The following is a 23,878-nucleotide window of genomic DNA, read 5'->3' as shown; positions in this document are numbered from 1 at the left end:
TATGAAACGCCCCCCTAAACTTTCTATTTTACGTGGACTGCTTTTTTTGTTCGATATTGACAATGTTGACAGCGTTGAAAGAGAGGAAATCATAGCGTCCAAGGATGTTAATGACGAGGCAGAGTTGGCTGAGCTGTTCGACATTCTTATGAGACCAGAATTCACTACCTATAGTGATAGTGATCGTGCGTGGTATATCGATACATTGGTTTACTATTTGGAGGGAGAGGAAAGTTTTGATTCCGTTTTTGAGAAATTGACAACCTATTTTGACGATGAGGTTGAAGATCAGCGTGAATTTATGCGCGTCCTTTTGGAGTGCCTATTGCGATATCAGTCTGAGATGAAATAAGAAAAATATATAAATCTGTCTCGTTTTTTCTGATTTTTTAGCTCGGTTTGAAAGAGACTATGAGGAAATATTTGCGTTGCTTGGAACGAAACGCAAATAAAAGATGCTCGTGGCTTTTTCGTCGATATTTATAGATTGGCTGGCGAAGAATCGAAAGAAGACCTTAGCAAGGCGAGTCTTGAAGATTAATCAGTTTGGTGAAATAGATATTCCGGTTTTTTGAGCTTTGTCATGACTAGACTGTTTACCTGGGTAGGATTTTGTTTGTGTTGAAAGTTATTGAAGAAGAGAAAGTTGAGTCATTGCTTGAGCGAATGGATGATGCAGGCTGCGTTTTTAACTTTGTGGTGCTCCTTGCTGAAAATTGTGTAAAGGTCGATGAATCAACTCATCGGCAGGCCTTGGTTAGGCTTCACGAAAAACTTATGAAGGAGTCGTGGGATTGGCATAACGAATTAATAAAAAATCCGGAGTATGTGAATCCTGGTGACCCAGCTATCAGTTGGGAGTTGGATAAAGCCGTTGCTACTATTTTGGACGGAGAAGAAATACATAATCTGGTTCTGACCGAAGATTATGTACGAGGGCCGCTTGCGCTTTATGGATATTTCCGAGAACCGCCCTATGGTACAAAATTTAAGGGTGGCGAACCCGAAGCACAGGAGCTTTTCCATGAGTGGCGGCAAACTCTTGGTCTCGAAGAACAGGACGGTTTGGTTGTAATAAACTGGGTTAAAGGGTTTAAGCGGGAATGGCTTGATAACGATGATGCGATTCCGGGGCGTGAGTCTTGGAGTGACTATTTCGACGCGGGCTTGGAGTGGTGGGGGGTGTGGTGTCTGACGATCTGGAATCCCAAACGTCGGACGCTCAGCGCACTGATCGCCAGCACAACAGATTAAACAGGTGATGTTTAAAATTTCTGTGATGACTGCGAAATTTCTGGGCAAGCCCATCGGAAGTTTCCTTCAAGTCGTGGCGGCTTCCATGAACTGGTGCGATGGGAGATCCGTGGATAGTCTTTGGCTGTCGCTGCGAATGCAGTGGCAGGGTGTAGGAACCCTTAGGTATTCACCGCGCATCTGCGCTGTCGTCTGATTGCGGCACTTAATTCGTGTCCGTAAGATCGTTCGCGGCGGTTGTGCGCGGGACACGCTTCGGCGTGGCTGAGTTTGGTGGGTACCTCAGTTTCCTACTCCCGCGCACGGCTGCCACCCAAGCCCGTAGGAAAGGCCGTTGGTAGCTTCAATTTATCCACCAAGGTCTAAAAAATATGAAAACCCTTCACCCCGACCCACCCTAAGAAAAACCAGTCTCCCACCCCGATAACCGCTACATGGCACTCACCAGCAATTGCTGTGAAATGCCGACCTTATTTGTCGACACCCACGCCCCGCTCGATGTTTTGTATGACGCTGCCAACTATCGAATCCGTGCCGTTACTCAGGTGTTGGAAAACTTGTCCATGCGCGATTCCATCGAATGCGAGTCCTTCATCCTTAGTGACTTCGCGTTGCTCTGCGCCATTCCGTTGCGCGACGGGTGTGATGTGTTGGATGTGATTGGGCGGCGGTTGCGGGCTCGGTCGCCGGAGTAGCAGCGAAGAGCTTTTGTGGCGAGGGAGCTTGCTCCCGTTCGGCTGCGGAGCAGTCGCTGAACCGAGCGCTGCGGTGTGCCTGGCAAGTCTGGGGGCTGGTTTTGGGGCGGCTGCGCAGCCCAACGGGGGCAAGCCCCCTCGCCACAAGGGCAAGATCAAAAGATCGCAGCCTTCGGCAGCTCCTACGGTGATCGTTTCCATAGAACGGGGTCGCGATTACCGTGTGGGCTGCCGCTCGGCCACCAACCCCTGACGTTCGGCTCGGTACAAGGTAAACTTCCCGGCCTTCGCAGGAGCAATCATGAATTATCGTCACGCCTTCCATGCCGGCAATCACGCCGATGTGTTCAAACACCTGACTTTGACCCGCCTCATCGCCCTGATGTCGCGCAAGGAGCAGCCGTTTGCCTATCTCGACACTCACGCCGGTATTGGTCTGTATGACCTGCAGGGCGATCAGGCGAGCCGTACCGGTGAGTATCTGGAAGGGATCGCGCGGTTGTGGGATCAGCCGGATTTGCCGGCGCTGACCGCCGATTACATGAAGGTGTTGCACGACATGAACCCGGATGGCCAGTTGCGCTATTACCCGGGGTCGCCGGAGTTGGCGCGGCGTCTGACGCGGCCGCAGGATCGGGTGATGCTCAACGAGAAGCACCCTGAAGACGGTTTGCTGCTCAAGGACAACATGGCCGGTGATCGTCGGGTGAAGGTTCACCTGGGCGAAGGCTGGCATGTGCCTCGCGCGATGTTGCCGGTGCAGGAGAAGCGGGCGGTGATGTTGATTGATCCGCCGTTCGAGCAGCTCGATGAGATGCAGCGTTGTGCGGCGTCGCTCAAAGAAGCGGTAGGGCGGATGCGTCAGACCGTGGCGGCGATTTGGTATCCGGTGAAGGACCAGCGCCTGTTGCGTCGTTTTTATCAGGATCTGGCCGGCTCCGGCGCGCCGAAGTTGTTGCGGGTGGAGTTGTTGGTGCATCCGCTGGATACGCCGAACAGCCTGAACGGTTCGGGGTTGGCGATTGCGAATCCGCCGTGGGGGCTGGAAGAGGAATTGCGTGAGCTGCTGCCGTGGTTGTCCCAGAAACTGGGGCAGACCCAGGGTGGGTGGCAGATGGATTGGCTAATTGCGGAGTAGCAGCGGTAAGTGGCAAGCGGCAAGCGACAAGTAAAAGCGATTAGCGCTGGGCTTTTGCTTGAAGCTTGAAACTTGCCGCTTGTAGCTATCCTTAGATCGGGCAAACCACGCCCGTGCCGCCAATCCCGCAATACCCTTCAGGGTTTTTCGCCAGGTACTGCTGGTGATAAGCCTCGGCGAAGTAAACCGTCGGGGCTTCGTCGATTTCGGTAGTGATGGTGCCTTTGCCTGCCTTGGTCAGTTCAACCTGGAACACTTGTGCGCTGTGCTTGGCGGCGGCCAACTGGTCCGGGTTGGTGGCGTAGATCACCGAGCGGTACTGGGTGCCGATGTCGTTGCCCTGGCGCATGCCTTGGGTCGGGTTGTGCAGTTCCCAGAACATTTTCAGCAGCTCGTCGTAGCTGACTTTCTCCGGTTCGTAGACCACCAGCACCACTTCGCTGTGGCCCGTCAGGCCGGAGCAGACTTCTTCATAGGTCGGGTTCGGCGTGAAGCCGCCGGCGTAGCCCACCACGGTGCTGACCACGCCTTCGCGCTGCCAGAACCGCCGCTCCGCGCCCCAGAAACAGCCCAGGCCGAAGATCGCGAAATCCACGTTCATGTCGAACGGGCCCAGCAACGGCGCGTCGTGGACGAAGTGTTTTTCCGGCAGGTTCATCGGGGTTTCACGGCCAGGCAGAGCTTGTTCTTTAGTCGGGAGCACGTTTTTGTTCACCAGAATTTCCGAGCGCAAGACCATCATCAGTCCCCTCAGTCAGGTTGAATGTAAATTGTCAGACACGCAGTTTGCCCAATTATCCCTGTGGGAGCGAGCCTGCTCGCGAAGACGGCATGACATTCAACATAGAGGGGACTGACACACCGCTTTCGCGAGCAGGCTCGCTCCCACAGGGAATGCGGTGTGGTTTCAGGCCAGAGGGCCACGCGGGTAGCGTTTGAGCTTTTCGATCAGCTCGGAACCCGGGATCGGGCGGTCGAACAGGTAGCCTTGGCCGACGTCGCAGCGGTGGCGGCGCAGGAAGGCCAACTGCTCGGCGGTCTCGATGCCTTCGGCCACGACCTTGAGTTTCAGGTTATGGGCCATGGCGATCACGGCGGAGGTGATTTCCATGTCGTCCTGGTTGTCCGGGATTTCGTGGATGAAGCTGCGATCGATCTTGATGATGTCGATCGGGAATTTTTTCAGGTAGCTGAGCGACGAGTAACCGGTGCCGAAGTCGTCCATGGCCAGGGTCAGGCCCAGACGCTTGAGCTGGTCGAGTTGCAGGTGCGTGTCCTCGGTGGCTTCCAGCAGCAGGCCTTCGGTCAGTTCCAGCTCCAGCAGGTTCGCCGGCAGCGCTTCTTCCTTAAGGATGCTGGCGATGGACGCCACCAGGTCCGGGTCGGAGAACTGCTTGGGCGACAGGTTGATCGCCACTTGCAGGTTGCCCAGGCCAGCGGCGGTCAGTTCCTTGCTCATGCGGCAGGCCTGGCGGGCGATCCACTTGCCGATCGGAATGATCAGGCCGGTTTCTTCCGCCACGCTGATGAACTGGTCCGGGCGGATCATGCCTTTTTCCGGATGGTTCCAGCGCAGCAAGGCTTCCATCCCCAGCAGGCGACCGCTGCGCAGGCACAGCTTGGGCTGGTAGAACACGTCCAGCTCGTTCTGGGTCAGGGCGCGGCGCAGGTTGTTTTCGACGAACAGCTTGTAGCTGGCCTCGGCGTTCAACGCTTCGGTAAACACCTGAACCTGATGCTTGCCGTTGGCCTTGGCCTTGTGCAGGGCGAGGCCAGCGTTGCGCATCAGCGTCTGCGGGTCGCGGCCATGCAGCGGCGCACAGGCCAGGCCCACGGAGCCGGTGACGCTGATCAACTGGTTGTCGACGAACATCGGTTTGTCGAGGGTCGCCAGCAATTGGTTGGCGACTTGCTGGCCGGCCGAGAGGTCGGTGTTGTCCAGCAATACGGCGAATTCGTTACTGGCGAAACGCGCCAGGCTGCCGCTAGGGCTCAGGCTGTTACGCAGGCGCCGGGCCAGGCTGATCAGCAGTTTGTCGCCGGTCTGGTGGCCGAGGCTGTCGTTGATCCGCTTGAAGTTATCGATGTCCACCAGCAACAGGCTGATCGGCGTGTCGGTGTCCCGGGCGAAGCGTTCATCGAGGTTGCGGATAAACGCCGGGCGGTTGCCGAGGTTGGTCAGGTTGTCGGTGTAGGCCAAACGCTCGATGCGCTGCTGCGCGAGCTTGGTCTGGGTGATGTCTTCGTAGATGCCGATGTAGTGGGTCAGTTCGCGGTTGTCGCCGTAGACCTTGGAGATCGACAACTGGCCCCAGTACGGTTCGAGGTTTTTGCGGCGGCTCTTGAATTCGCCCTGCCAACTGTTGCTCTTGGCCAGCGCCGAGGGCGCGTCGAACAGCAATTCGCTGAGGTTTTCCAGCGCCGGCAGTTCCGACAGGCGCTGGCCGTGGACTTCTTCGGTGCTGTACTGGGTGATCGCGGTGAAGCTCGGGTTGACGTATTCCACCACGCCGTCGCAATTGACCAGCAAAAAGGCGTTGGCACTTTGCTCCACCGCACGCTGGAACAGGTGCAGGGCGCTGGTGGCGGTGCGGCGGTTGTGGTTGTTGATGACCTGGGCGAACTGGTCCGCCAGCTCACCGGCAAAGGCGATTTCGTCCGATTGCCAGGCGCGGGTGACGCCGGTCTGTTCCAGGCACAACACGCCGACCACCTGGCCATCGACGCGGATACTGGCGTCAAGCATGGCGTTGACGTCCCGTGGCCGCAGGCTCTCGGCCATGTCCCGGGTGCGCGGGTCGCGGATCGCGTTGTGCGCATCGATGGCACGGCTGGTGTGCAGGGCGTCGAGGTAGTCGGGGAAGCTGCTGGCGTCGATCGGCTCCGGCATCAGGTATTCCTGAGTGGCGCGGTGATACGACGAGATCGGCACCAGCGTCGAGCCTTCGAGGTTCCACAGGCTGGCGCAGTCGATTTCGTAGATGTCGCAGGCGCAGCGGGTGATCAGCTCGGCGGCTTCTTGCAGGGAATTGCCGGAGCTGTAGCGCTGGCGGGTCAGCAGCAGGATCAGGTCTTGCTGGGCGCGCACCCGGTCCAGATGCTGCAATTGTTCCTGCTGGGCACGCTGGTTGAGTTCCAGGGCGATTTGCAGGCGCGAGTTCTGGGTTTCCAGGTCGAGGGCCGGCAGCAGCGGCTCGTTGTCGAACAGGCCATCCACCACCATCAGGTAGCCGCGCAGCAGGTGTCGATTGTGTTGTTTGTAGGCTTCGCCCAGTTCCAGCAGGCTCAACGTGCCGGCGGCGGTGTGCAGGGTATAGCGGATCAGGTAATGCGGGCTGTCGGCGAGTTGCAGCTGGATCGCGTCATGCAGTTGATAGCGCGCTTCGGGCTCCATCAGGCTGGCGTAGGGCGAGCCGACCAGGGCGCAGAGCTCCACCGCCGGCAGGCCGAACTGGCGTTCGCAATTGGGATCGAGAAACAACAGCGCCCAGCTTGCTTCATTCAGCCGTTCGAAACGCAGCATGCCGAGCCGCGAGGGCACAGGCAACTGCGTCACTACCTCGGCCACCATACGGCTGGCGGCATCGGGTTGGCTTTTCATGGGGGGGAACTCGCTTCGAATATGCTGATCGCGCCGGGCTCTCGCCCTCTTAACTGTTGCCTGCGGCAAGGTTGCATCATTGCGGCACCGACTGACAAGAGACATGAAGGCCAAGTGCTATAAGAATATGTCGGCAGGAGGCAGGATTTCTCCAATGAAGGGGTGAAAGTAATGGTTTTGGCTGAAAAGATCGCAGCCTTCGGCAGCTCCTACATTGGGATGGCGTACACCCTGTAGGAGCTGCCGAAGGCTGCGATCTTTTGATTTTTAACGCAATGGAATGCCAATCGACTGCAAAAGCTCGCCCTCCCGATCATGGTAATTGACCCGAATCTGCTCAGCCTCAACCACCAGATGCGCGAAATTATCCTGGCTCACCACCTTGCTCGTGAGCGCATGCCGATAATCGCCGGCCGCCGTGTGCGCCAGTGGCTGATCCAGGATGAACGTCGATTCCCGGGCATACGGCAGCAGCTTGCTGTTGCACAGCGGCGATGACACGACGGTATGCACCTCGAAGTCCGGGTCCTCGCTGTGGGTCAGACGACTGGTCAGGGAACCGTGGACATCGCCGGAAACGAAGACGACGTTGCGGATGCGGTGTGTACGAATGGTCTCCAGCAACCGCAGGCGTTGTTCCGGGAAGGCTTTCCAGGCGTCGTCGCCGAGGTTTTTACGGTCGGGATAAAACATCACGCTGGTGACCACTAATTTCACCCGTGCCGGGCTGTTGATCAGCCATTTGAGCAACGCGTGTTCCTGTTCTGCATCGAGGATGCGTCGATCCTCGGCGGACAAATTGCGCCGGGTTCGGCTATCGGTAACAAACCATTCAATATCGCCGTCGGCAAACTGATACCAATATTGTTCCAGTTTTCGGCTTATTTGCCCGTTACTCAATAGTTCATGCGCAGGGCTGTGGCTGGCTTGATACAGCTCATAAGCGGCGATGGCATTTTCATACAAGTCGTTATCACTTGCGCTTTTATTGGCGGGCCAGTTGTCTTCAATTTCATGGTCGTCAAGGATCATGTAAGTCGATGTGCCAGACATTAACTTTTGTATGTTGGGTTGTGAAAAGGCCGCCCGGTATTTACTGAGGATCTCCTTGTATTCCCGGTCAGGGGCAATGCGATTCAAGTCATCGACATAGATTTGATCCCCGGTCATCAGCGTCGCACTGATCGGCGGATCGGCCTGTTCCGCCAGATGCGTGATAGAGGCAAAGATCCGGTCGCCCAAATGCGGCATCGACGCAATGCCGGCAGTCATGCGCAGATACCGGCAAGACCCGACGATATAGGCCCGCGGCAGTGCGCGCTGGCTGGAGCGAGTGCGAAAACGATAGATCTCCCGCGGCCATTGCAGCGGCAATTCCTGCACCGTTTCCACGGTATGCACCGGGTTCATCGGGCTGAACCAACCCGCCTGGTATTCGTATTCGGTATCTTCTCCCAGATTATTCAGCGCAATGACATCGCACCGGTCGCGCAACAGTGACAGTTTGGCAAACACGCCTTTAGTCCAGCGTTCATCGCCCAGGCGCCGATAACGGATGCCGGCAAATACACTGTCGCTATGCTGAGAATCTCCGCGCAGAAAAATGCGCGCGTGGTTAGTTGTAGTGTGGCCAATAATCGGGCCGACAGTCGGTTTAAACATATTTCGAATCCGTTCGAAGTAGTGCTAACTAAGCTATTGATGGTGTCAAAGTTCAGTTTGAACTTTATGCAACTAAGACTAGTTACTGGCCGGCAAAAAATATCGGGCCGAAAGGGACTGGCGTTGTGGGCAAGTTCAGCCACAGCTGTAGGAAGCTGCCAGGGTTTTTCCGAGGCAAAAAAAAGCCCCGCCAAATTGGCGGGGTTGAGGTACGAGCGTGGCGCTCGGAAATCGTCGAACGCAGCAGGCCCTCCGGTGGCGGAGGGCCCGCTGGTGTTACAGCAGGATGGTGCGGATGTCGGCCAGCAGGCTGCTCAGACGCTGGGTGAAGCGTGCCGCAGCGGCGCCGTTGATCACACGGTGATCGTAGGACAGCGACAGGGGCAGCATCAGTTTCGGCTGGAAGGCTTTGCCGTCCCAGACTGGCTGGATGGTTGCCTTGGAAACACCGAGGATCGCCACTTCCGGCGCGTTGACGATCGGCGTGAAGCCGGTGCCGCCAATGTGGCCGAGGCTGGAAATGGTGAAGCAGGCGCCTTGCATGTCGTCAGCGGTGAGCTTCTTGTCGCGGGCTTTGGCGGCCAGCACGGCGGCTTCGGCAGCCAGTTGCAACAGGCTCTTCTGGTCGACGTTCTTGATGACCGGTACGAGCAGGCCATCCGGGGTGTCGACTGCGAAGCCGATGTTCACGTACTTCTTGCGGATGATCGCCTTGCCGCTAGGTGCCAGCGAACTGTTGAAGTCCGGCAGTTCCTTGAGCAGGTGCGCGCAGGACTTGAGCAGCAGCGGCAGGATGGTCAGCTTGACGCCAGCCTTCTCTGCAACGGCTTTCTGAGCGATACGGAACGCTTCCAGGTCGGTGATATCAGCCGAATCGAACTGAGTCACGTGCGGAATGTTCAGCCAGCTGCGATGCAGGCTCGACGCGCCGATTTGCATCAGGCGAGTCATCGGCACTTCTTCGGTTTCACCGAAGCGGCTGAAGTCCACGACCGGAATCGGCGGGATGCCCGCACCACCGGTTGCGCCAGCCGCAGCGGCCGGTGCTTCCTTGGCCTTCTGCATCATGGCTTTGACGTAAACCTGCACGTCTTCTTTCAGGATGCGACCGTGCGGACCGCTTGCGCCAACCGCGTTCAGCTCGACGCCGAATTCACGGGCCAGTTGGCGAACAGCCGGGCCGGCGTGAACCTTGGCGCCAGGCTTGGCCGGTGCAGCAACCGGTGCGGCGGCTACCGGAGCAGCAGGTGCCGCGGCGGCTGGAGCAGAAGCGGCAGGTGCGGCAGCAGCGGCCGGCGCCGGTGCAGCAGCAGGCGCAGCGCCTTTGACTTTGAGCTTCAGGATCAGGTCGCCCGTACCGACTTCGTCATCCAGCTTGATGGAAACGCTTTCCACCACGCCAGCGGCAGGCGATGGGATTTCCATGCTCGCCTTGTCGGATTCCAGGGTGATCAGCGACTGGTCGGCGGTGACGGTGTCGCCAGCCTTGACCAGTACTTCGATGATCTTGGCCTTGCCCGACGAGCCGATGTCCGGGACGTGAATGTCCTGAACGCTGTCGGCCACCGGAGCAGCAGGCGCGGCGGCTGGGGCAGCAGCGGCTGGAGCCGGTGCAGCCGCCTGAGCTGGCGCGGCAGCAGCAGGGGCCGCAGCACCCGCCACTTCCAGGTCCAGGATCAGGTCGCCAGTGCCAACTTCGTCATTGAGCTTGACGCTGATGGCCTTGACCACGCCAGCGGCAGGCGATGGGATTTCCATGCTTGCCTTGTCGGATTCCAGGGTGATCAACGACTGATCAGCCGCGACGGTGTCGCCGACCTTGACCTGGATTTCGATGATCTGGGCCTTGCCCGCCGAACCGATGTCCGGCACGTGCACTTGCTGAACCGAAGCAGCAGCAGGCGCGGCAGCCGGAGCAGCGGCGGCAGGTGCAGCCGCAGGTGCAGCCGCAGGTGCCGCTTCAGCCTTGGCGGCCGGCGCAGCAGCGGCAGGCGCAGGGGCCGCCTCAGTGGCACCTTCGACTTCCAGCTCCAGCAGTTCGTCGCCTTCTTTCAGGCGATCGCCCAGCTTCACTTTCAGGCTCTTGATGATGCCGGCCTTCGGCGCAGGCACTTCCATGCTCGCCTTGTCCGACTCAAGCGTCAGGATGCTCTGGTCGGCTTCGATACGGTCGCCGACCTTCACAAAAAGTTCGATTACTTCACCTTCACCGCTGCCGATGTCAGGTACTCGAATGAGTTCGCTCACAGATTGTCTCCTCAGCAGTCCAGTGGGTTGAGTTTTTCCGGGTTGATCCCGAACTTGACGATAGCCTCGGCCACCACCTTAGGTTCGATATCACCACGGTCAGCCAAGGCTTCCAGGGCTGCCAACACCACGAAGTGACGGTCGACTTCGAAGAAGTGACGCAGCTTTTTACGGCTGTCACTGCGACCGAAACCGTCGGTGCCCAGGACTTTGAATTCCTTGGACGGGACCCACTGACGAATTTGTTCTGCGAACAGCTTCATGTAGTCGGTAGACGCGATGACCGGACCTTTACGGCCGTTCAGGCACTCTTCGACGTAGCTCAGCTTAGGCTTCTGGCCAGGGTGCAGGCGATTGGTACGCTCTACGGCCAGGCCGTCGCGACGCAGTTCGTTGAAGCTGGTAACGCTCCACACGTCAGCGCCGACGTTGAACTCTTCACGCAGGATCTTCGCCGCTTCACGGACTTCACGCAGGATGGTGCCGGAGCCCATCAGTTGAACGTGGTGCGCCGCTTCGCGGGTGTCTTCTTCGAGCAGGTACATGCCCTTGATGATGCCTTCCTCGACACCGGCCGGCATGGCTGGCTGCTGGTAGGACTCGTTCATCACGGTGATGTAGTAGAAAACGTCCTGCTGCTCTTCGGTCATCTTCTTCATGCCGTCCTGGATGATCACCGCCAGCTCATAGCCGTAGGTTGGATCAAAGGTGCGGCAGTTCGGGATGGTGCCGGCCAGGATGTGGCTGTGACCATCTTCGTGTTGCAGGCCTTCGCCGTTGAGCGTGGTCCGGCCGGCGGTGCCGCCGATCAGGAAGCCACGGGTACGGCTGTCGCCAGCGGCCCAGGCGAGGTCGCCGATACGCTGGAAGCCGAACATCGAGTAGAAGATGTAGAACGGCAGCATTGGCTGGTTGTGGCTGGAGTACGAAGTACCGGCAGCGATGAAGGAGCTCATGGCGCCCGCTTCGTTGATGCCTTCTTCGAGGATCTGGCCCTTCTTGTCTTCTTTGTAGAACATCACCTGGTCTTTATCGACTGGCTCGTAGAGCTGGCCGACGGAGGAGTAGATGCCCAACTGACGGAACATGCCTTCCATACCGAAGGTACGGGCTTCGTCCGGGATGATCGGAACGATGCGCGAGCCGATTTCCTTGTCCTTGACCAATTGCGCGAGGATGCGCACGAAGGCCATGGTGGTGGAAATTTCACGGTCGCCCGAGCCGTCAAGGATCGCCTTGAGGGTGTCGAGTGGCGGCGTCGGCACGCTGATGCTCTTGGCGCGGCGCTGTGGCACGAAACCGCCGAGGGCCGTGCGGCGCTCGCTGAGGTAGCGGGCTTCGGCGCTGTTTGGCTCTGGCTTGAAGAACGGCAGGTTTTCCAGCTCTTCGTCGCGTACTGGAATGTCGAAACGATCGCGGAACAGCTTCAGGCTTTCAACATCAACCTTCTTGGTGTTGTGCGCGGTGTTCTTCGCTTCGCCGGCACCGGTGCCATAACCCTTGATGGTCTTGGCCAGGATGACGGTGGGTTGTTCTTTGTGGTTGACCGCTTCGTGGTACGCCGCGTAGACCTTGTACGGGTCGTGGCCGCCACGGTTGAGTTTCCAGATCTCGTCGTCGGACAGATCAGCAACCATAGCCTTGAGTTCTGGCGAGTTGAAGAAGTGTTCACGCACGAACGCGCCGTCTTTGGCTTTGTAGTTCTGGTACTCGCCGTCGATGACTTCGTCCATGCGACGTTGCAGGATGCCGTCGACGTCTTTGGCCAGCAGTGGATCCCAGAAACGGCCCCAGATGACTTTGGTCACGTTCCACTGAGCACCGCGGAACACGCCTTCGAGTTCCTGAATGATCTTGCCGTTGCCGCGAACCGGGCCGTCGAGGCGCTGCAGGTTGCAGTTGATGACGAAGATCAGGTTGTCGAGCTTCTCGCGGCCAGCCAGGGAGATGGCGCCCAGGGATTCCGGCTCGTCACACTCGCCGTCGCCCAGGAAGCACCAGACTTTCTGCTTGCCTTCAGGGATGAAGCCGCGGGCTTCCAGGTACTTCATGAAGCGCGCCTGGTAGATCGCCTGGATCGGGCCCAGACCCATGGATACGGTCGGGAACTGCCAGAAGTCAGGCATCAGCCATGGGTGCGGGTAGGACGACAAGCCGTGACCGTCGACTTCCTGACGGAAGTTGTTCATCTGGTCTTCGGTGATGCGACCTTCCATGAACGCACGGGCGTAAACGCCTGGCGAGGTGTGGCCCTGGAAGTAGATCAGGTCGCCGCCGTGTTCGTCGGTCGGGGCCTGGAAGAAGTAGTTGAAGCCGATGTCATACAGGGTGGCGCTGGAGGCGAAGCTGGAGATGTGACCGCCCAGGTCCGAATCTTTCAGGTTCGTACGCATCACCATGGCCATCGCGTTCCAGCGTACCAACGAGCGAATGCGGCGTTCCATGAACAGGTCGCCAGGCATGCGTGCTTCGTGGGTCACAGGAATGGTGTTGCGGTATGGCGTGGTGATGGCGTAAGGCAGTTGCGAACCGCTGCGGGTCGCCAATTCGCCCATACGGGTCATCAGATAGTGAGCGCGGTCTTCGCCTTCTTTGTCGAGAACCGATTCCAGGGCGTCCAGCCATTCCTGGGTTTCGACGGGATCGAGGTCTTGCATGGCTTGCTCCAGGGCGGAAAGGCTTCCAGAATCGGTTGCCTGAGTTTGCGACTGGCCTTGTGGGCAGACGATATAAATTCTTGGATTGCCGAGAGGTTGTTCCGGCGGCGTGTAGTTTTACTACAAATCAACGGGCATTTCAGCCTTTCGAATGTATAGACGAGTAGTAAAACTACAGATGAATGGCTTGTGGCCTCCGGCTGCGTTGTGAGAATAATCGTTAAGGTTGGTCTTTTGCCAACCAGAAAAGGTGAAAGCTTGATGTTGGCTGCCAAAATAAAAGAAATTTCAGCTATTTCTAACCTTTGTTCGACAGTCGGTCACGTAGCGTGTTTTCAAGAATCACTACATGCAGCCCCTCACACGCCGATCAAGGATAGACCATGACCCTGCCTTCGCTTGCCGAACTGCCCGCCATTCTTGAGCCGTTGGTCAACCGTGCCGAGCAGTCGTTCCGTGGGGCCGTCGCCTTATTGGATGACGACCATGGCCTGTCGGCCTGGACGCCTGAACGCTGGGCGCAATTCGCCCGGGTCGCCGCCGCCAGCGACTTCGTGATTGAACAGAGCGTGCGTGACCCTTTGATGTTGCTGGCGCTGGTGCAGTCCGGCGAACTGGATCGCGCCTTCGCCCCCGGCGAACTTTGCGCGCAGATTGCGGCGGCCGTGAACGCCGCTGAAAGCGAAGACGACCTCGGCCGCGTCCTGCGCCGCCAGCGCACCCGCCAGCAAGTGCGGATCATCTGGCGCGACCTGACCCGCCAGGCCGATCTGGTCCAGACCTGCCGCGACCTCTCGGACATGGCCGATGCCAGCATCGATCAGGCCTATCAGTGGTTGTATTCGCGGCATTGCCAGCAGTTCGGCGTGCCCACCGGCCGACGCAGCGGCGAGCCGCAGCAAATGGTCATCCTCGGCATGGGCAAACTCGGCGCGGTGGAGCTGAACCTGTCGTCGGACATCGACCTGATCTTCGCCTACCCCGAGGGCGGGGAAACCGTGGGCGTGAAGCGCTCGCTGGATAACCAGGAATTTTTCATTCGCCTCGGCCAGCGTCTGATCAAGGCCCTGGACCCGATGACCGTCGACGGTTTCGTGTTCCGCGTTGATATGCGCCTGCGCCCTTACGGTTCGGCCGGTGCGCTGGTGCTGAGCTTCAACGCACTCGAACAGTATTACCAGGACCAGGGCCGCGACTGGGAACGCTACGCGATGATCAAGTCGCGGGTGGTGGCCGGCGATCAAGTGGCCGGCGCGCAATTGCAGGAAATGCTGCGTCCGTTCGTTTACCGCCGCTATCTGGACTTCTCGGCCATCGAAGCGCTGCGCACCATGAAGCAGTTGATCCAGCAGGAAGTGCGGCGCAAAGGCATGGCCGACAACATCAAACTCGGCTCTGGCGGCATTCGTGAAGTCGAGTTCATCGCCCAGGCGTTCCAGTTGATCCACGGTGGCCGCGACCTGAGCCTGCAACAACGTCCGCTATTAAAAGTGCTGAGCACACTGGAAGGCCAGGGTTACCTGCCGGCACCGGTAATCGCCGAGTTGCGCAACGGCTACGAATTCCTGCGTTACACCGAACATGCGATCCAGGCGATCGCCGACCGCCAGACCCAGATGCTGCCGGACGGCGCACAGGATCAGGCGCGGATTGCTTTCATGCTCGGCTTTGCCGATTGGGACGCGTTCCACGAGCGGCTGATGTATTGGCGTGGCCGGGTGGCCTGGCACTTCGCTCAGGTGATTGCCGATCCCGATGAAGAAGAAGGCGCTGAGGCAGAAGTGGTGGTCGGCGGTGAATGGCTGCCGTTGTGGGAAGAATCCCAGGACGAAGAGGCCGCGTGCCGGCAGTTGGAGCAGGGCGGCTTTGCCGATGCTTCCAAAGCCCTGAAAACCTTGGCCAGTCTGCGCGGCAGTCCGCAACTGCGAGCGATGCAGCGTCTGGGGCGCGAGCGCCTCGATGCCTTTATTCCGCGACTGTTGGCCCAAGCGGTGGAACACGCCAATCCGGACTTGGTGCTTGAGCGGGTGCTGCCACTGGTGGAAGCCGTGGCTCGACGTTCGGCTTATTTAGTGTTGCTCACGGAAAACCCCGGCGCCTTGCGCCGTTTGCTGACCTTGTGCGCCGCGAGCCCGTGGATTGCCGAGCAAATCACCCGCTTCCCGCTGTTGCTCGATGAGTTGCTCAACGAAGGCCGCCTGTTCAAGCCACCGTTGGCGCCGGAACTGGCCGCCGAATTGCGCGAGCGCCTGACGCGAATCCCCGAGGATGACCTCGAACAGCAAATGGAAGCCCTGCGCCATTTCAAACTGGCCCACCGTTTGCGCGTCGCCGCCTCGGAAATCGCCGGCAGCCTGCCATTGATGAAGGTCAGCGATTACCTGACCTGGCTCGCAGAGGCGATCCTCGAACAAGTGCTGGCCCTGGCCTGGCGCCAAACCGTGGCCAAATACGGCACGCCCCTGCGCACCGATGGCACTTTGTGCGATCCCGGCTTCGTGATTGTCGGTTATGGGAAGGTCGGCGGCCTGGAATTGGGGCATGGTTCGGACCTGGACCTGGTGTTTATCCACGACGGTGACCCCCAGGCGGAAACCGATGGGCCGAAGCCTATCGACGGGGCGCAGTTCTTCACCCGGTTGGGGCAGCGGATCATTCACTTGCTCACGGCCCAGACCAACTCCGGTCAGTTGTACGAAGTGGACATGCGTTTGCGGCCGTCCGGTGCGTCCGGGCTGCTGGTGAGTTCCCTGGGGGCGTTTGCCCGCTATCAGGAAAACGAAGCCTGGACCTGGGAGCATCAGGCGCTGGTGCGGGCGCGGGTGCTGGTGGGCAGTCAGGAAGTCGGCCAGGCGTTCGAGAAGGTTCGGGCGGCGATTCTGGGCAAGGCCCGGGATCTGCCGACCTTGCGTCAGGAGGTCAGCGAGATGCGCGCCAAGATGCGCGATAACCTCGGCAGCAAGAGCACCGCCGCCGGCACCGGGGCAAACGCCTTCGAGGCCACGGCGCCGTTCGATCTCAAGCAGGACGCCGGTGGTATCGTCGATATTGAATTTATGGTGCAATACGCGGCCCTGGCGTGGTCCGAACAGCACCCGTCATTGCTGCGCTGGACCGACAACATCCGCATTCTGGAAGAGTTGGAAAAGGCAGGGCTGATGCCCGTCGAAGACGCGAGCCTGTTGCGCGAGGCCTATAAAGCCTACCGCTCCGCCGCCCACCGACAGGCCTTGCAGAAGGACCCGGGGGTGATCCCGGGCGATCAGTTCGCAGACGAACGGCGCCAGGTGTTGCGAATCTGGAAAGAGATGGGGTTAAGCTGAAACAGATAGTTGCAGCACCAAATACCCCTGTGGGAGCGAGCTTGCTCGCGATAGCGGCCTGACAGTCACCATCGATGTTGGATGTGATGCCCTCATCGCGAGCAAGCTCGCTCCCACAGTAGAACTGCGCTGTCTTAGAGATAGATGGCAGCTAAGCTACACCGCACTGGATGTGCACCAATACCCAATGTGGGAGCGGGCGTGCTCGCGATAGCGGAGTGACAGTCGACAGTCATGTTGAAGGTGATGACCCATCGCAAGCAGCCTTGCTGCCACAGTGATTCTCGAGGCGGGGAGGCGTATGCCTCCCCGGTTCGTTTTTGGAAACCACATGAAAATTCTGATCGTTGGGCCCAGTTGGGTCGGTGACATGGTGATGGCGCAGACACTGTTTCAGTGTCTCAAGCAACGCCACCCGCAATGCGAAATCGACGTGCTGGCCCCGGAGTGGAGCCGGCCGATCCTGGAGCGCATGCCCGAAGTGCGTCAGGCCTTGAGCTTCCCGCTCGGCCACGGTGCCCTTGAGTTGGCGACCCGTCGGCGCATCGGCAAATCCCTGGCCGGCCAGTATGACCAGGCGATCCTGCTGCCCAATTCCCTGAAGTCGGCGCTGGTGCCGTTCTTTGCAGGCATCCCGAAACGCACCGGCTGGCGTGGCGAGTTCCGCTATGGCCTGCTCAATGACGTGCGCACCCTGGATAAAGAACGCTACCCGTTGATGATTGAGCGGTTCATGGCCCTGGCCTATGAGTCGGGCGCCGAGCTGCCAAAACCTTATCCACGCCCAAGCCTGCAAATCGACCCGGTCACCCGCGAGGCCGCGCTGGCCAAATTCGGCCTCGCTCTGGACCGTCCGGTGTTGGCCCTGTGCCCCGGCGCCGAGTTCGGCGAGTCCAAGCGCTGGCCGTCCGAGCATTACGCGAAAGTCGCCGAAGCGAAGATCCGTGAAGGCTGGCAGGTCTGGCTGTTCGGTTCGAAAAACGATCACGCGGTGGGCGAAGACATCCGCGCGCGGCTGATTCCCGGTTTGCGTGAAGAGTCGGTGAACCTCAGCGGCGGCACGTCCCTGGCCGAGGCCATCGACCTGATGTCCTGCGCCGACGCCGTGGTCTCCAACGACTCCGGCTTGATGCACGTCGCCGCCGCGCTTAACCGTCCGTTGGTCGCGGTCTACGGCTCGACCTCGCCGGGCTTCACCCCGCCGCTGGCCGAGCACGTCGAGATCGTGCGCCTGGGCCTCGAATGCAGCCCGTGCTTTGATCGCACCTGCCGCTTCGGCCATTACAACTGCCTGCGTCAGTTGGAGCCGCAACCGGTCAACGAAGCCTTGCAGCGGTTGCAGGGCACTGTGGTCGAGGTCAATTAGTTTGCGGGTACTGTTGATCAAGACTTCATCGCTGGGCGACGTGATTCACGCGTTGCCAGCGTTGACTGACGCGGCGCGGGCGATCCCCGGCATCACGTTCGACTGGGTGGTGGAAGAAGGCTTCGCCGAGATTCCGACCTGGCACCCGGCTGTGGGCAAGGTGATCCCGGTGGCGATCCGGCGCTGGCGCAAAAACATCTGGCAGACCATCAAGAGCGGCGAGTGGAAACGCTTCAAACAAAGCGTTCGCGCCACTAAATACGATTTGGTGATCGACGCCCAGGGCCTGCTGAAAAGCGCCTGGCTGACCCGCTACATCAAGGCCCCGGTGGCCGGGCTGGACAAGGATTCGGCACGCGAACCGATGGCCGCACGTTTCTACTCCCGGCGTTTGGCCGTGGGCCGTGGCCAGCATGCGGTCGAGCGAGTCCGTCAGTTGTTCGCGCTGGCCTTGGGCTACGACTTGCCCAAGGGCCTGGGCGATTACGGCCTGAACGTCGAGCGTCTGGTAGAGCTGCCGCGCAAGAATCCCTACGTGTTGTTCCTGCACGGCACCACGTGGGACACCAAGCACTGGCCCGAAGCCTACTGGCGTGAACTGGCCGAGCGTGTCGGCCACCTCGGCGTGGCGGTGAAACTGCCCTGGGGCAACCCGATCGAGAAGGCCCGGGCTGAGCGCATCGCCGCCGGTTTCCGGCATGTCGAAGTGCTGCCCAAATTGAATCTGGCCGGGGTCGGCAAAGTACTGGCCGGCGCCCAGGCCTGCGTGGCCGTGGACACTGGCCTCGGTCACCTGGCCGCCGCGCTGGACGTGCCGACCCTGTCGCTGTTCGGCCCGACCAACCCGGGCCTGACGGGTGCCTATGGCAAGGCGCAGATTCACATCGCCAGCGACTTCCCGTGCGCGCCGTGCCTGCAAAAGAAATGTACGTATCAACCGACGGCCGAAGACGCCCGTCAGTTTGACCTTAAACGCGAGTGGCCCCTGTGCTTCACGCGTCTGAATCCCCAGCGTGTCGCCAGCCGACTGAGCACGTTGTTACTGGCTGAGGAGCTGCGCTGATGCAATTGGCTTTTGTCCTTTATAAATATTTCCCGTTTGGCGGTTTGCAGCGCGATTTCATGCGCATCGCCCTGGAGTGCCAGCAGCGCGGGCATCAGATTCGCGTCTACACGCTGATCTGGGAAGGCGACGTGCCGCCGGGCTTCGAAGTGCTGGTGGCGCCGGTCAAGGCGTTCTTCAACCATCGGCGCAACGAAAAGCTCAGCGAATGGATGGAGGCCGATCTGGCCAAGCGTCCGGTGGATCGCCTGATCGGCTTCAACAAGATGCCGGGCCTGGACGTCTACTACGCCGCCGATGGCTGCTTCGAAGACAAGGCGCAGAACCTGCGCAACTCGCTGTACCGGCGCTGGGGCCGCTACCGGCACTTCGCCGAGTACGAGCGCGCGGTGTTCGCCAAGGACGCCAAAACTGAAGTGCTGATGATTTCCGAAGTCCAGCAGCCGTTGTTCATCAAGCATTACGACACGCCGCTGGAACGCTTCCATTTGTTGCCGCCGGGCATTTCCCAGGACCGTCGCGCGCCAGCGAATGCGGCCGAGATTCGCGCCGAGTTCCGTCGTGAGTTCAAGCTTAAGGATGACGATTTGTTGATGGTGCAAATCGGCTCCGGGTTCAAGACCAAGGGTGTGGATCGCAGCCTCAAGGCACTGGCAGCATTGCCCGCTGATCTGAAGAAACGCACCCGGCTGTTTGTAATTGGCCAGGATGACCCCAAATTGTTCCAGATGCAGAGCGCCACACTGGGGCTCGGCGACAACGTGACGTTCCTCAAGGGCCGCAGCGATATTCCGCGCTTCCTGTTGGGCGCCGACCTGTTGATCCACCCGGCGTACAACGAAAACACCGGCACGGTGCTGCTTGAAGCGCTGGTGGCCGGGCTGCCGGTGCTGGTGAGCGCGGTGTGTGGTTACGCCCATTACATCGCCGAGGCCGATGCCGGCCTGGTGCTGGACGAACCCTTCGATCAGGCGCAGCTCACGCAGTACCTGACCGGCATGTTGAATGACGCGCAAGCACGGGCGGCCTGGAGCCGCAATGGTCTGGCCTTCGCCGAGACGGCCGACCTCTACAGCATGCCGCAACACGCGGCCGATGTGATTCTGGCGGAGCACGCTTAATGAAGTTGATGCTGGCTGAACCGTTCAAAAGCCTGTGGGCCGGACGCGACCCGTTCGCTGAAGTCGAAGGCTTGCAGGGCGAGGTGTACCGCGAGCTCGAAGCGCGCCGGACCCTGCGCACCGAAGTGGACGGCAACGGGTTTTTCGTGAAGATCCACCGTGGCATCGGCTGGGGCGAGATCTTCAAGAACCTGCTCACCGCCAAACTGCCGGTGCTCGGTGCGGGCCAGGAATGGAAAGCCATCCAGCGCCTGCAAGACGTCGGCGTGCCGACCATGACCGCCGTAGCTTATGGCGAAAAGGGCAGCAACCCGGCGGATCAGCATTCGTTCATCGTCACCGAAGAACTGGCGCCGACCGTCAGCCTCGAAGATTTCAGCATCGATTGGGTGAAGAATCCGCCGCAGCCGAAGCTCAAGCGTGCACTGATCGCCGAAGTCGCACGCATGACCGGCATGATGCACCGCGCCGGGGTCAACCATCGCGACTGTTACATCTGCCACTTCTTGCTGCACACCGATAAACCGGTGACGGCGGACGACTTCAAACTCTCGGTGATCGACCTGCACCGCGCCCAGACCCGCCCGGCGATTACCCAGCGCTGGCGCAACAAGGATCTGGCGGCGCTGTACTTTTCGGCCCTGGACATCGGCCTGACCCAGCGCGACAAAATGCGTTTCCTCAAGGGTTACTTCCAACAGCCGTTGCGCCAGATTCTGGCCGAGGAAGCGGCATTGCTCAGTTGGCTCGAAGGCAAGGCCAATAAGCTCTATGACCGTAAACAGCGATACGGGGATGCGCTCTGATGCCGGGTTGGAAACTGGAACCTGCTTATAGCGATTTGGCGGAAGATTTTGGCAGCCTTGAAGCGGTGTTCGCGCTCAAGGGCGAGCGCCTGACACGCGACCCGTTGTCCGAGGTCATCCGTGTCGAACGCAATGGCGTCAACTATTACGTCAAGCGTTACGTCGGTGCCGGCAAAGGCCTGCGTCGCTACCTGGGCAAGCCTCGGGTCAAGGCTGAATGGCAGAATCTCAAGCGCTTCGCCAAGTGGGGCATCCCGACCGCCGAAGTGGTGGCCTGGGGCCTGGAACGTCGCGGTGCGGCATACGACCGTGGGGCGATGATCACCCGCGAGCTGCCACACACCGAAGACCTGTCGGCCCTGGCTGACCGGCATGACCCGAAACTGGCGGATCGCGCCTGGGTCGACGGTGTCAGTCGCCAGTTGGCGGGTTACACCCGGACCATGCACGACAACCGTTTCACCCATAACGATTTGAAGTGGCGCAACCTGCTGATCGATGACGAAGCGAAGCTGTTCCTGATCGATTGCCCCAACGGTGATTTCTGGCGCGGCTTCTGGCTCAAGTACCGCATCACCAAGGACCTGGCCTGTCTCGACAAGGTGGCCAAATATCACCTGTCGGCCACCCAGCGCCTGCGCTTCTACCTGCAATATCGCGGACGGACCCGGCTCAACGCGGCCGACAAAAAACGCATCCGGCACGTGGTGAGATTCTTCGAGGGACGCGAATGACTGATTTTCTGGCCGCTGAAGACCGTGCGCTGCTTGAGCGCCACGGCCTCGGCACCTTCGACGCCCTCTGGGCCAAGCAGCTCGACGCGGTGGACGAGCCCAACACCGCTGGCGGCGGCTGGAGCAGTGTGTTTCGGCTGGACCTGGAAGGTCAGGGCTTTTACCTCAAGCGCCAGAGCAACTACCTGACGCGGACCTTGCATGCGCCGTTCGGCGAGCCGAGTTTTGCTCGCGAGTTTCGTAACATCACCCGCTATCAGAAGATGGGCATCCCGGCACTGCAAGCGGCGTTCTTCGGTGAGCGCAAAGTCGATGGCGAGGTTCGGGCGATTCTGCTGACCCGCGCCCTGGATGGCTGGGATGACCTGGATTCGCTGTTGCAGCGCTGGTCGGACCTGAGCGCGGCGCAGCACTCGGCGATCCTGCAGGCCTGTGGGCAACTGGCCCGGCGCCTGCACGGCGTGCGTCAGGTTCACGGCTGTTTCTATCCCAAGCATATTTTCCTGCGGGCCACCGGCGACGGTTACCAGGCGCAGTTGATCGACCTGGAAAAAACCCGGCCGTTACTGTTCGGCCGGCGTGACCGAATCAAGGATCTGGAACCGTTGCTGCGTCGAGCGCCGGAGTGGACTGAAAGCCAGTTGCGCGAATTACTGGCGAGCTATGTGGATCAGTCCGGCGACAGCTCGTTGGTGGACACGTGGGTCTCGCGACTCACCGCACGACGCAGTCACAAGGAGACGCGTTGATGCGTTTGTCCGAACTGAAAAACGCCGGTCGCAGCCCGAGCCTGCCATTGAACATCCCACTGGCGGATGCCGCCGGACCTGCCGAGCTGCAACTGTTGAGCCTGCTGCGGGTGTTGCCGGGGCAGCGTTATGTCGGTGCCGGTGTCTGGCGCGGCCGCCCGGTGCTGGCCAAATTACTGGTGGGCAGCAAAGCGGCGCGGCACTTTCAGCGTGAGCGCGATGGCGTGCACTTGCTGGCCGATCAAGGTCTGACCACGCCGCAATTGTTGGCGGATGGCTTGAAGGACGGCGAGGGCGGTTGGTTGCTGTTCGATTTCATCGAAGGCGCCGAAAGTCTTGGCGAAACCTGGAAACAGGTCGAGCACTTGCCGGTACTGGCGGACATGCAAGGCGCGGTGTTGGCCGAGGCGTTGGGCGCGATCGGCCAAATGCATCGCAGGGGCCTGTGGCAGGAAGACCTGCACCTGGACAACCTCTTGCGTCAGCGCGGTCGGCTGTACCTGATCGATGGCGGCGGCGTCTGCGCCGAAACCCCTGGCCAGCCGCTGTCGCGTCAGAAAGTCCTGGAAAACCTCGGGGTGTTTTTTGCCCAGTTGCCCAAGTCGCTGGAACCGTTTACCGAAGAATTGCTGGTCTATTACCTGTTGAGCAACGGCGAGCATGCGTTGCCGATGGAAGCGTTGCAGAAGCAGATCGACAAGGTTCGTCGCTGGCGTTTGAAAGACTTCCTGATCAAGTGCGGCCGCGAATGCACGCTGTTCAGCGTCCAGCGCGGAGCGTTCGGCTTGCGGGCGATTCGTCGCGAGGAAGAAGCGGCGATGGTGCCGGTGCTGGAGCAGGCCGATGCCTTGCTCGATCAGGGCCACTTGTACAAAACCGGCGGCGCGGCGAGTGTCGGCAAGGTAGAGGCGGGCGGGCGCACCCTGGTGATCAAGCGCTACAACATCAAGGGTTTTGCCCATTGGCTCAAGCGCTTCTGGCGCCCGAGCCGCGCCTGGCATTCCTGGCGCGAGGGCAATCGCCTGGTGTTCCTGGGGATCGCGACGCCGAAGCCACTGGCCGTGCTGGAAAAGCGCTTCCTCTGGTTGCGCAGCCGGGCTTATCTGGTGACCGAGTACTTGCCGGGGCCGGACATCATCGAGCGGTTTGCGCCGTATGTTGAGAGTGGTGCCGCGCCGGAAAATGAATTGCTGGCGCTGGATCACCTGTTCGCCGAACTGATTCGCGAGCGGATCAGCCATGGTGATTTCAAAGGCCACAATCTGTTCTGGCAGCAGGATCGCTGGGCGCTGATTGATCTGGATTCCATGTGTCAGCACGCCTCGGCAAGCAGCTTTGCCCCGGCCTATGCGCGAGATCGGGCGCGGTTTATGCGCAATTGGCCTGAGAGCAGTGCGCTGTATCAGGTGATCGATCAGCGTTTGCCCAAAGACATCTCCAGCGCTGCCTGAATCGCCTTCGC

16 protein-coding genes and 1 pseudogene are annotated in these 23,878 nt (G+C 59.9%); 12 read left to right on the top strand and 5 right to left on the bottom strand.

Annotation, left to right across the window (positions count from 1 at the left end; translation table 11 throughout):
* The first annotated feature begins 1 nt into the window (after nucleotide 1).
* From BK665_RS01305 to BK665_RS01290, 4 genes and pseudogenes are all read left to right on the top strand, one after another.
* A complete protein-coding gene (locus BK665_RS01305; protein WP_123402496.1) occupies nucleotides 2–352 on the top strand; it encodes a hypothetical protein in 351 nt (116 codons plus the stop codon).
* 266 nt (nucleotides 353–618) lie between these two features.
* Entirely contained in the window at nucleotides 619–1,254 is a 636-nt protein-coding gene (locus BK665_RS01300) for a hypothetical protein (RefSeq protein WP_123402495.1), read from the top strand.
* 371 nt (nucleotides 1,255–1,625) lie between these two features.
* A pseudogene (locus BK665_RS01295) lies at nucleotides 1,626–1,949 on the top strand (hypothetical protein).
* Between the two features lie 301 nt (nucleotides 1,950–2,250).
* On the top strand, nucleotides 2,251–3,087 hold the full coding sequence (locus tag BK665_RS01290) for a 23S rRNA (adenine(2030)-N(6))-methyltransferase RlmJ (protein ID WP_123402494.1): 837 nt from the start codon (nucleotides 2,251–2,253) through the stop codon (nucleotides 3,085–3,087).
* Between the two features lie 91 nt (nucleotides 3,088–3,178).
* Here BK665_RS01290 and msrA read toward each other — a convergent pair whose 3' ends face one another.
* The 5 genes from msrA to aceE form a co-directional block, all read right to left on the bottom strand.
* Nucleotides 3,179–3,826: a peptide-methionine (S)-S-oxide reductase MsrA gene (gene msrA, locus BK665_RS01285; RefSeq protein ID WP_123402760.1), complete on the bottom strand. Its 648-nt coding sequence runs from the start codon at nucleotides 3,824–3,826 to the stop codon at nucleotides 3,179–3,181.
* A gap of 168 nt (nucleotides 3,827–3,994) precedes the next feature.
* Nucleotides 3,995–6,688 carry a sensor domain-containing phosphodiesterase gene (locus BK665_RS01280; protein WP_123402493.1) on the bottom strand — a complete coding sequence of 898 codons (2,694 nt, stop codon included), beginning with the start codon at nucleotides 6,686–6,688 and terminating at the stop codon, nucleotides 3,995–3,997.
* A gap of 267 nt (nucleotides 6,689–6,955) precedes the next feature.
* Complete coding sequence (locus BK665_RS01275; protein ID WP_123402492.1) at nucleotides 6,956–8,350, bottom strand: alkaline phosphatase D family protein; 1,395 nt, start codon at nucleotides 8,348–8,350, stop codon at nucleotides 6,956–6,958.
* 276 nt (nucleotides 8,351–8,626) lie between these two features.
* A complete protein-coding gene (aceF, locus tag BK665_RS01270; protein ID WP_123402491.1) occupies nucleotides 8,627–10,597 on the bottom strand; it encodes a dihydrolipoyllysine-residue acetyltransferase in 1,971 nt (656 codons plus the stop codon).
* Between the two features lie 11 nt (nucleotides 10,598–10,608).
* Nucleotides 10,609–13,254: a pyruvate dehydrogenase (acetyl-transferring), homodimeric type gene (gene aceE, locus BK665_RS01265; protein WP_123402490.1), complete on the bottom strand. Its 2,646-nt coding sequence runs from the start codon at nucleotides 13,252–13,254 to the stop codon at nucleotides 10,609–10,611.
* A gap of 383 nt (nucleotides 13,255–13,637) precedes the next feature.
* On the opposite strand from aceE, the gene glnE reads away from it, so the two are divergent.
* The 8 genes from glnE to BK665_RS01220 all read left to right on the top strand — a co-directional run bounded on the left by glnE (nucleotide 13,638) and on the right by BK665_RS01220 (nucleotide 23,867).
* Nucleotides 13,638–16,577, top strand: coding sequence for a bifunctional [glutamate--ammonia ligase]-adenylyl-L-tyrosine phosphorylase/[glutamate--ammonia-ligase] adenylyltransferase (gene glnE, locus BK665_RS01260; protein WP_123402489.1), 2,940 nt, complete (start codon nucleotides 13,638–13,640; stop codon nucleotides 16,575–16,577).
* Between the two features lie 331 nt (nucleotides 16,578–16,908).
* A complete protein-coding gene (gene waaF, locus BK665_RS01250; protein ID WP_123402488.1) occupies nucleotides 16,909–17,943 on the top strand; it encodes a lipopolysaccharide heptosyltransferase II in 1,035 nt (344 codons plus the stop codon).
* 1 nt (nucleotide 17,944) lies between these two features.
* Nucleotides 17,945–19,006 carry a lipopolysaccharide heptosyltransferase I gene (gene waaC / locus BK665_RS01245; RefSeq protein WP_123402487.1) on the top strand — a complete coding sequence of 354 codons (1,062 nt, stop codon included), beginning with the start codon at nucleotides 17,945–17,947 and terminating at the stop codon, nucleotides 19,004–19,006.
* Nucleotides 19,006–20,127 carry a glycosyltransferase family 4 protein gene (locus tag BK665_RS01240; RefSeq protein WP_123402486.1) on the top strand — a complete coding sequence of 374 codons (1,122 nt, stop codon included), beginning with the start codon at nucleotides 19,006–19,008 and terminating at the stop codon, nucleotides 20,125–20,127. The genes waaC and BK665_RS01240 overlap by 1 nt, the downstream gene beginning before the upstream one ends.
* Nucleotides 20,127–20,933, top strand: coding sequence for a lipopolysaccharide core heptose(I) kinase RfaP (rfaP, locus tag BK665_RS01235; protein ID WP_123402485.1), 807 nt, complete (start codon nucleotides 20,127–20,129; stop codon nucleotides 20,931–20,933). The genes BK665_RS01240 and rfaP overlap by 1 nt, the downstream gene beginning before the upstream one ends.
* Nucleotides 20,933–21,667, top strand: coding sequence for a lipopolysaccharide kinase InaA family protein (locus tag BK665_RS01230; RefSeq protein ID WP_123402484.1), 735 nt, complete (start codon nucleotides 20,933–20,935; stop codon nucleotides 21,665–21,667). Before rfaP ends, BK665_RS01230 begins: the two co-directional genes overlap by 1 nt.
* Complete coding sequence (locus BK665_RS01225) at nucleotides 21,664–22,416, top strand: lipopolysaccharide kinase InaA family protein (RefSeq protein ID WP_123402483.1); 753 nt, start codon at nucleotides 21,664–21,666, stop codon at nucleotides 22,414–22,416. Before BK665_RS01230 ends, BK665_RS01225 begins: the two co-directional genes overlap by 4 nt.
* Complete coding sequence (locus tag BK665_RS01220; RefSeq protein WP_123402482.1) at nucleotides 22,416–23,867, top strand: lipopolysaccharide kinase InaA family protein; 1,452 nt, start codon at nucleotides 22,416–22,418, stop codon at nucleotides 23,865–23,867. Before BK665_RS01225 ends, BK665_RS01220 begins: the two co-directional genes overlap by 1 nt.
* The last annotated feature ends 11 nt before the right edge of the window (nucleotides 23,868–23,878 follow it).

The organism is Pseudomonas frederiksbergensis (genome assembly GCF_003732665.1).
Taxonomy (GTDB): Bacteria; Pseudomonadota; Gammaproteobacteria; order Pseudomonadales; family Pseudomonadaceae; genus Aquipseudomonas; species Aquipseudomonas frederiksbergensis_G.
Note: the sequence above shows the minus strand (reverse complement) of the source record. Positions and strands in the feature narration are given on the sequence as shown.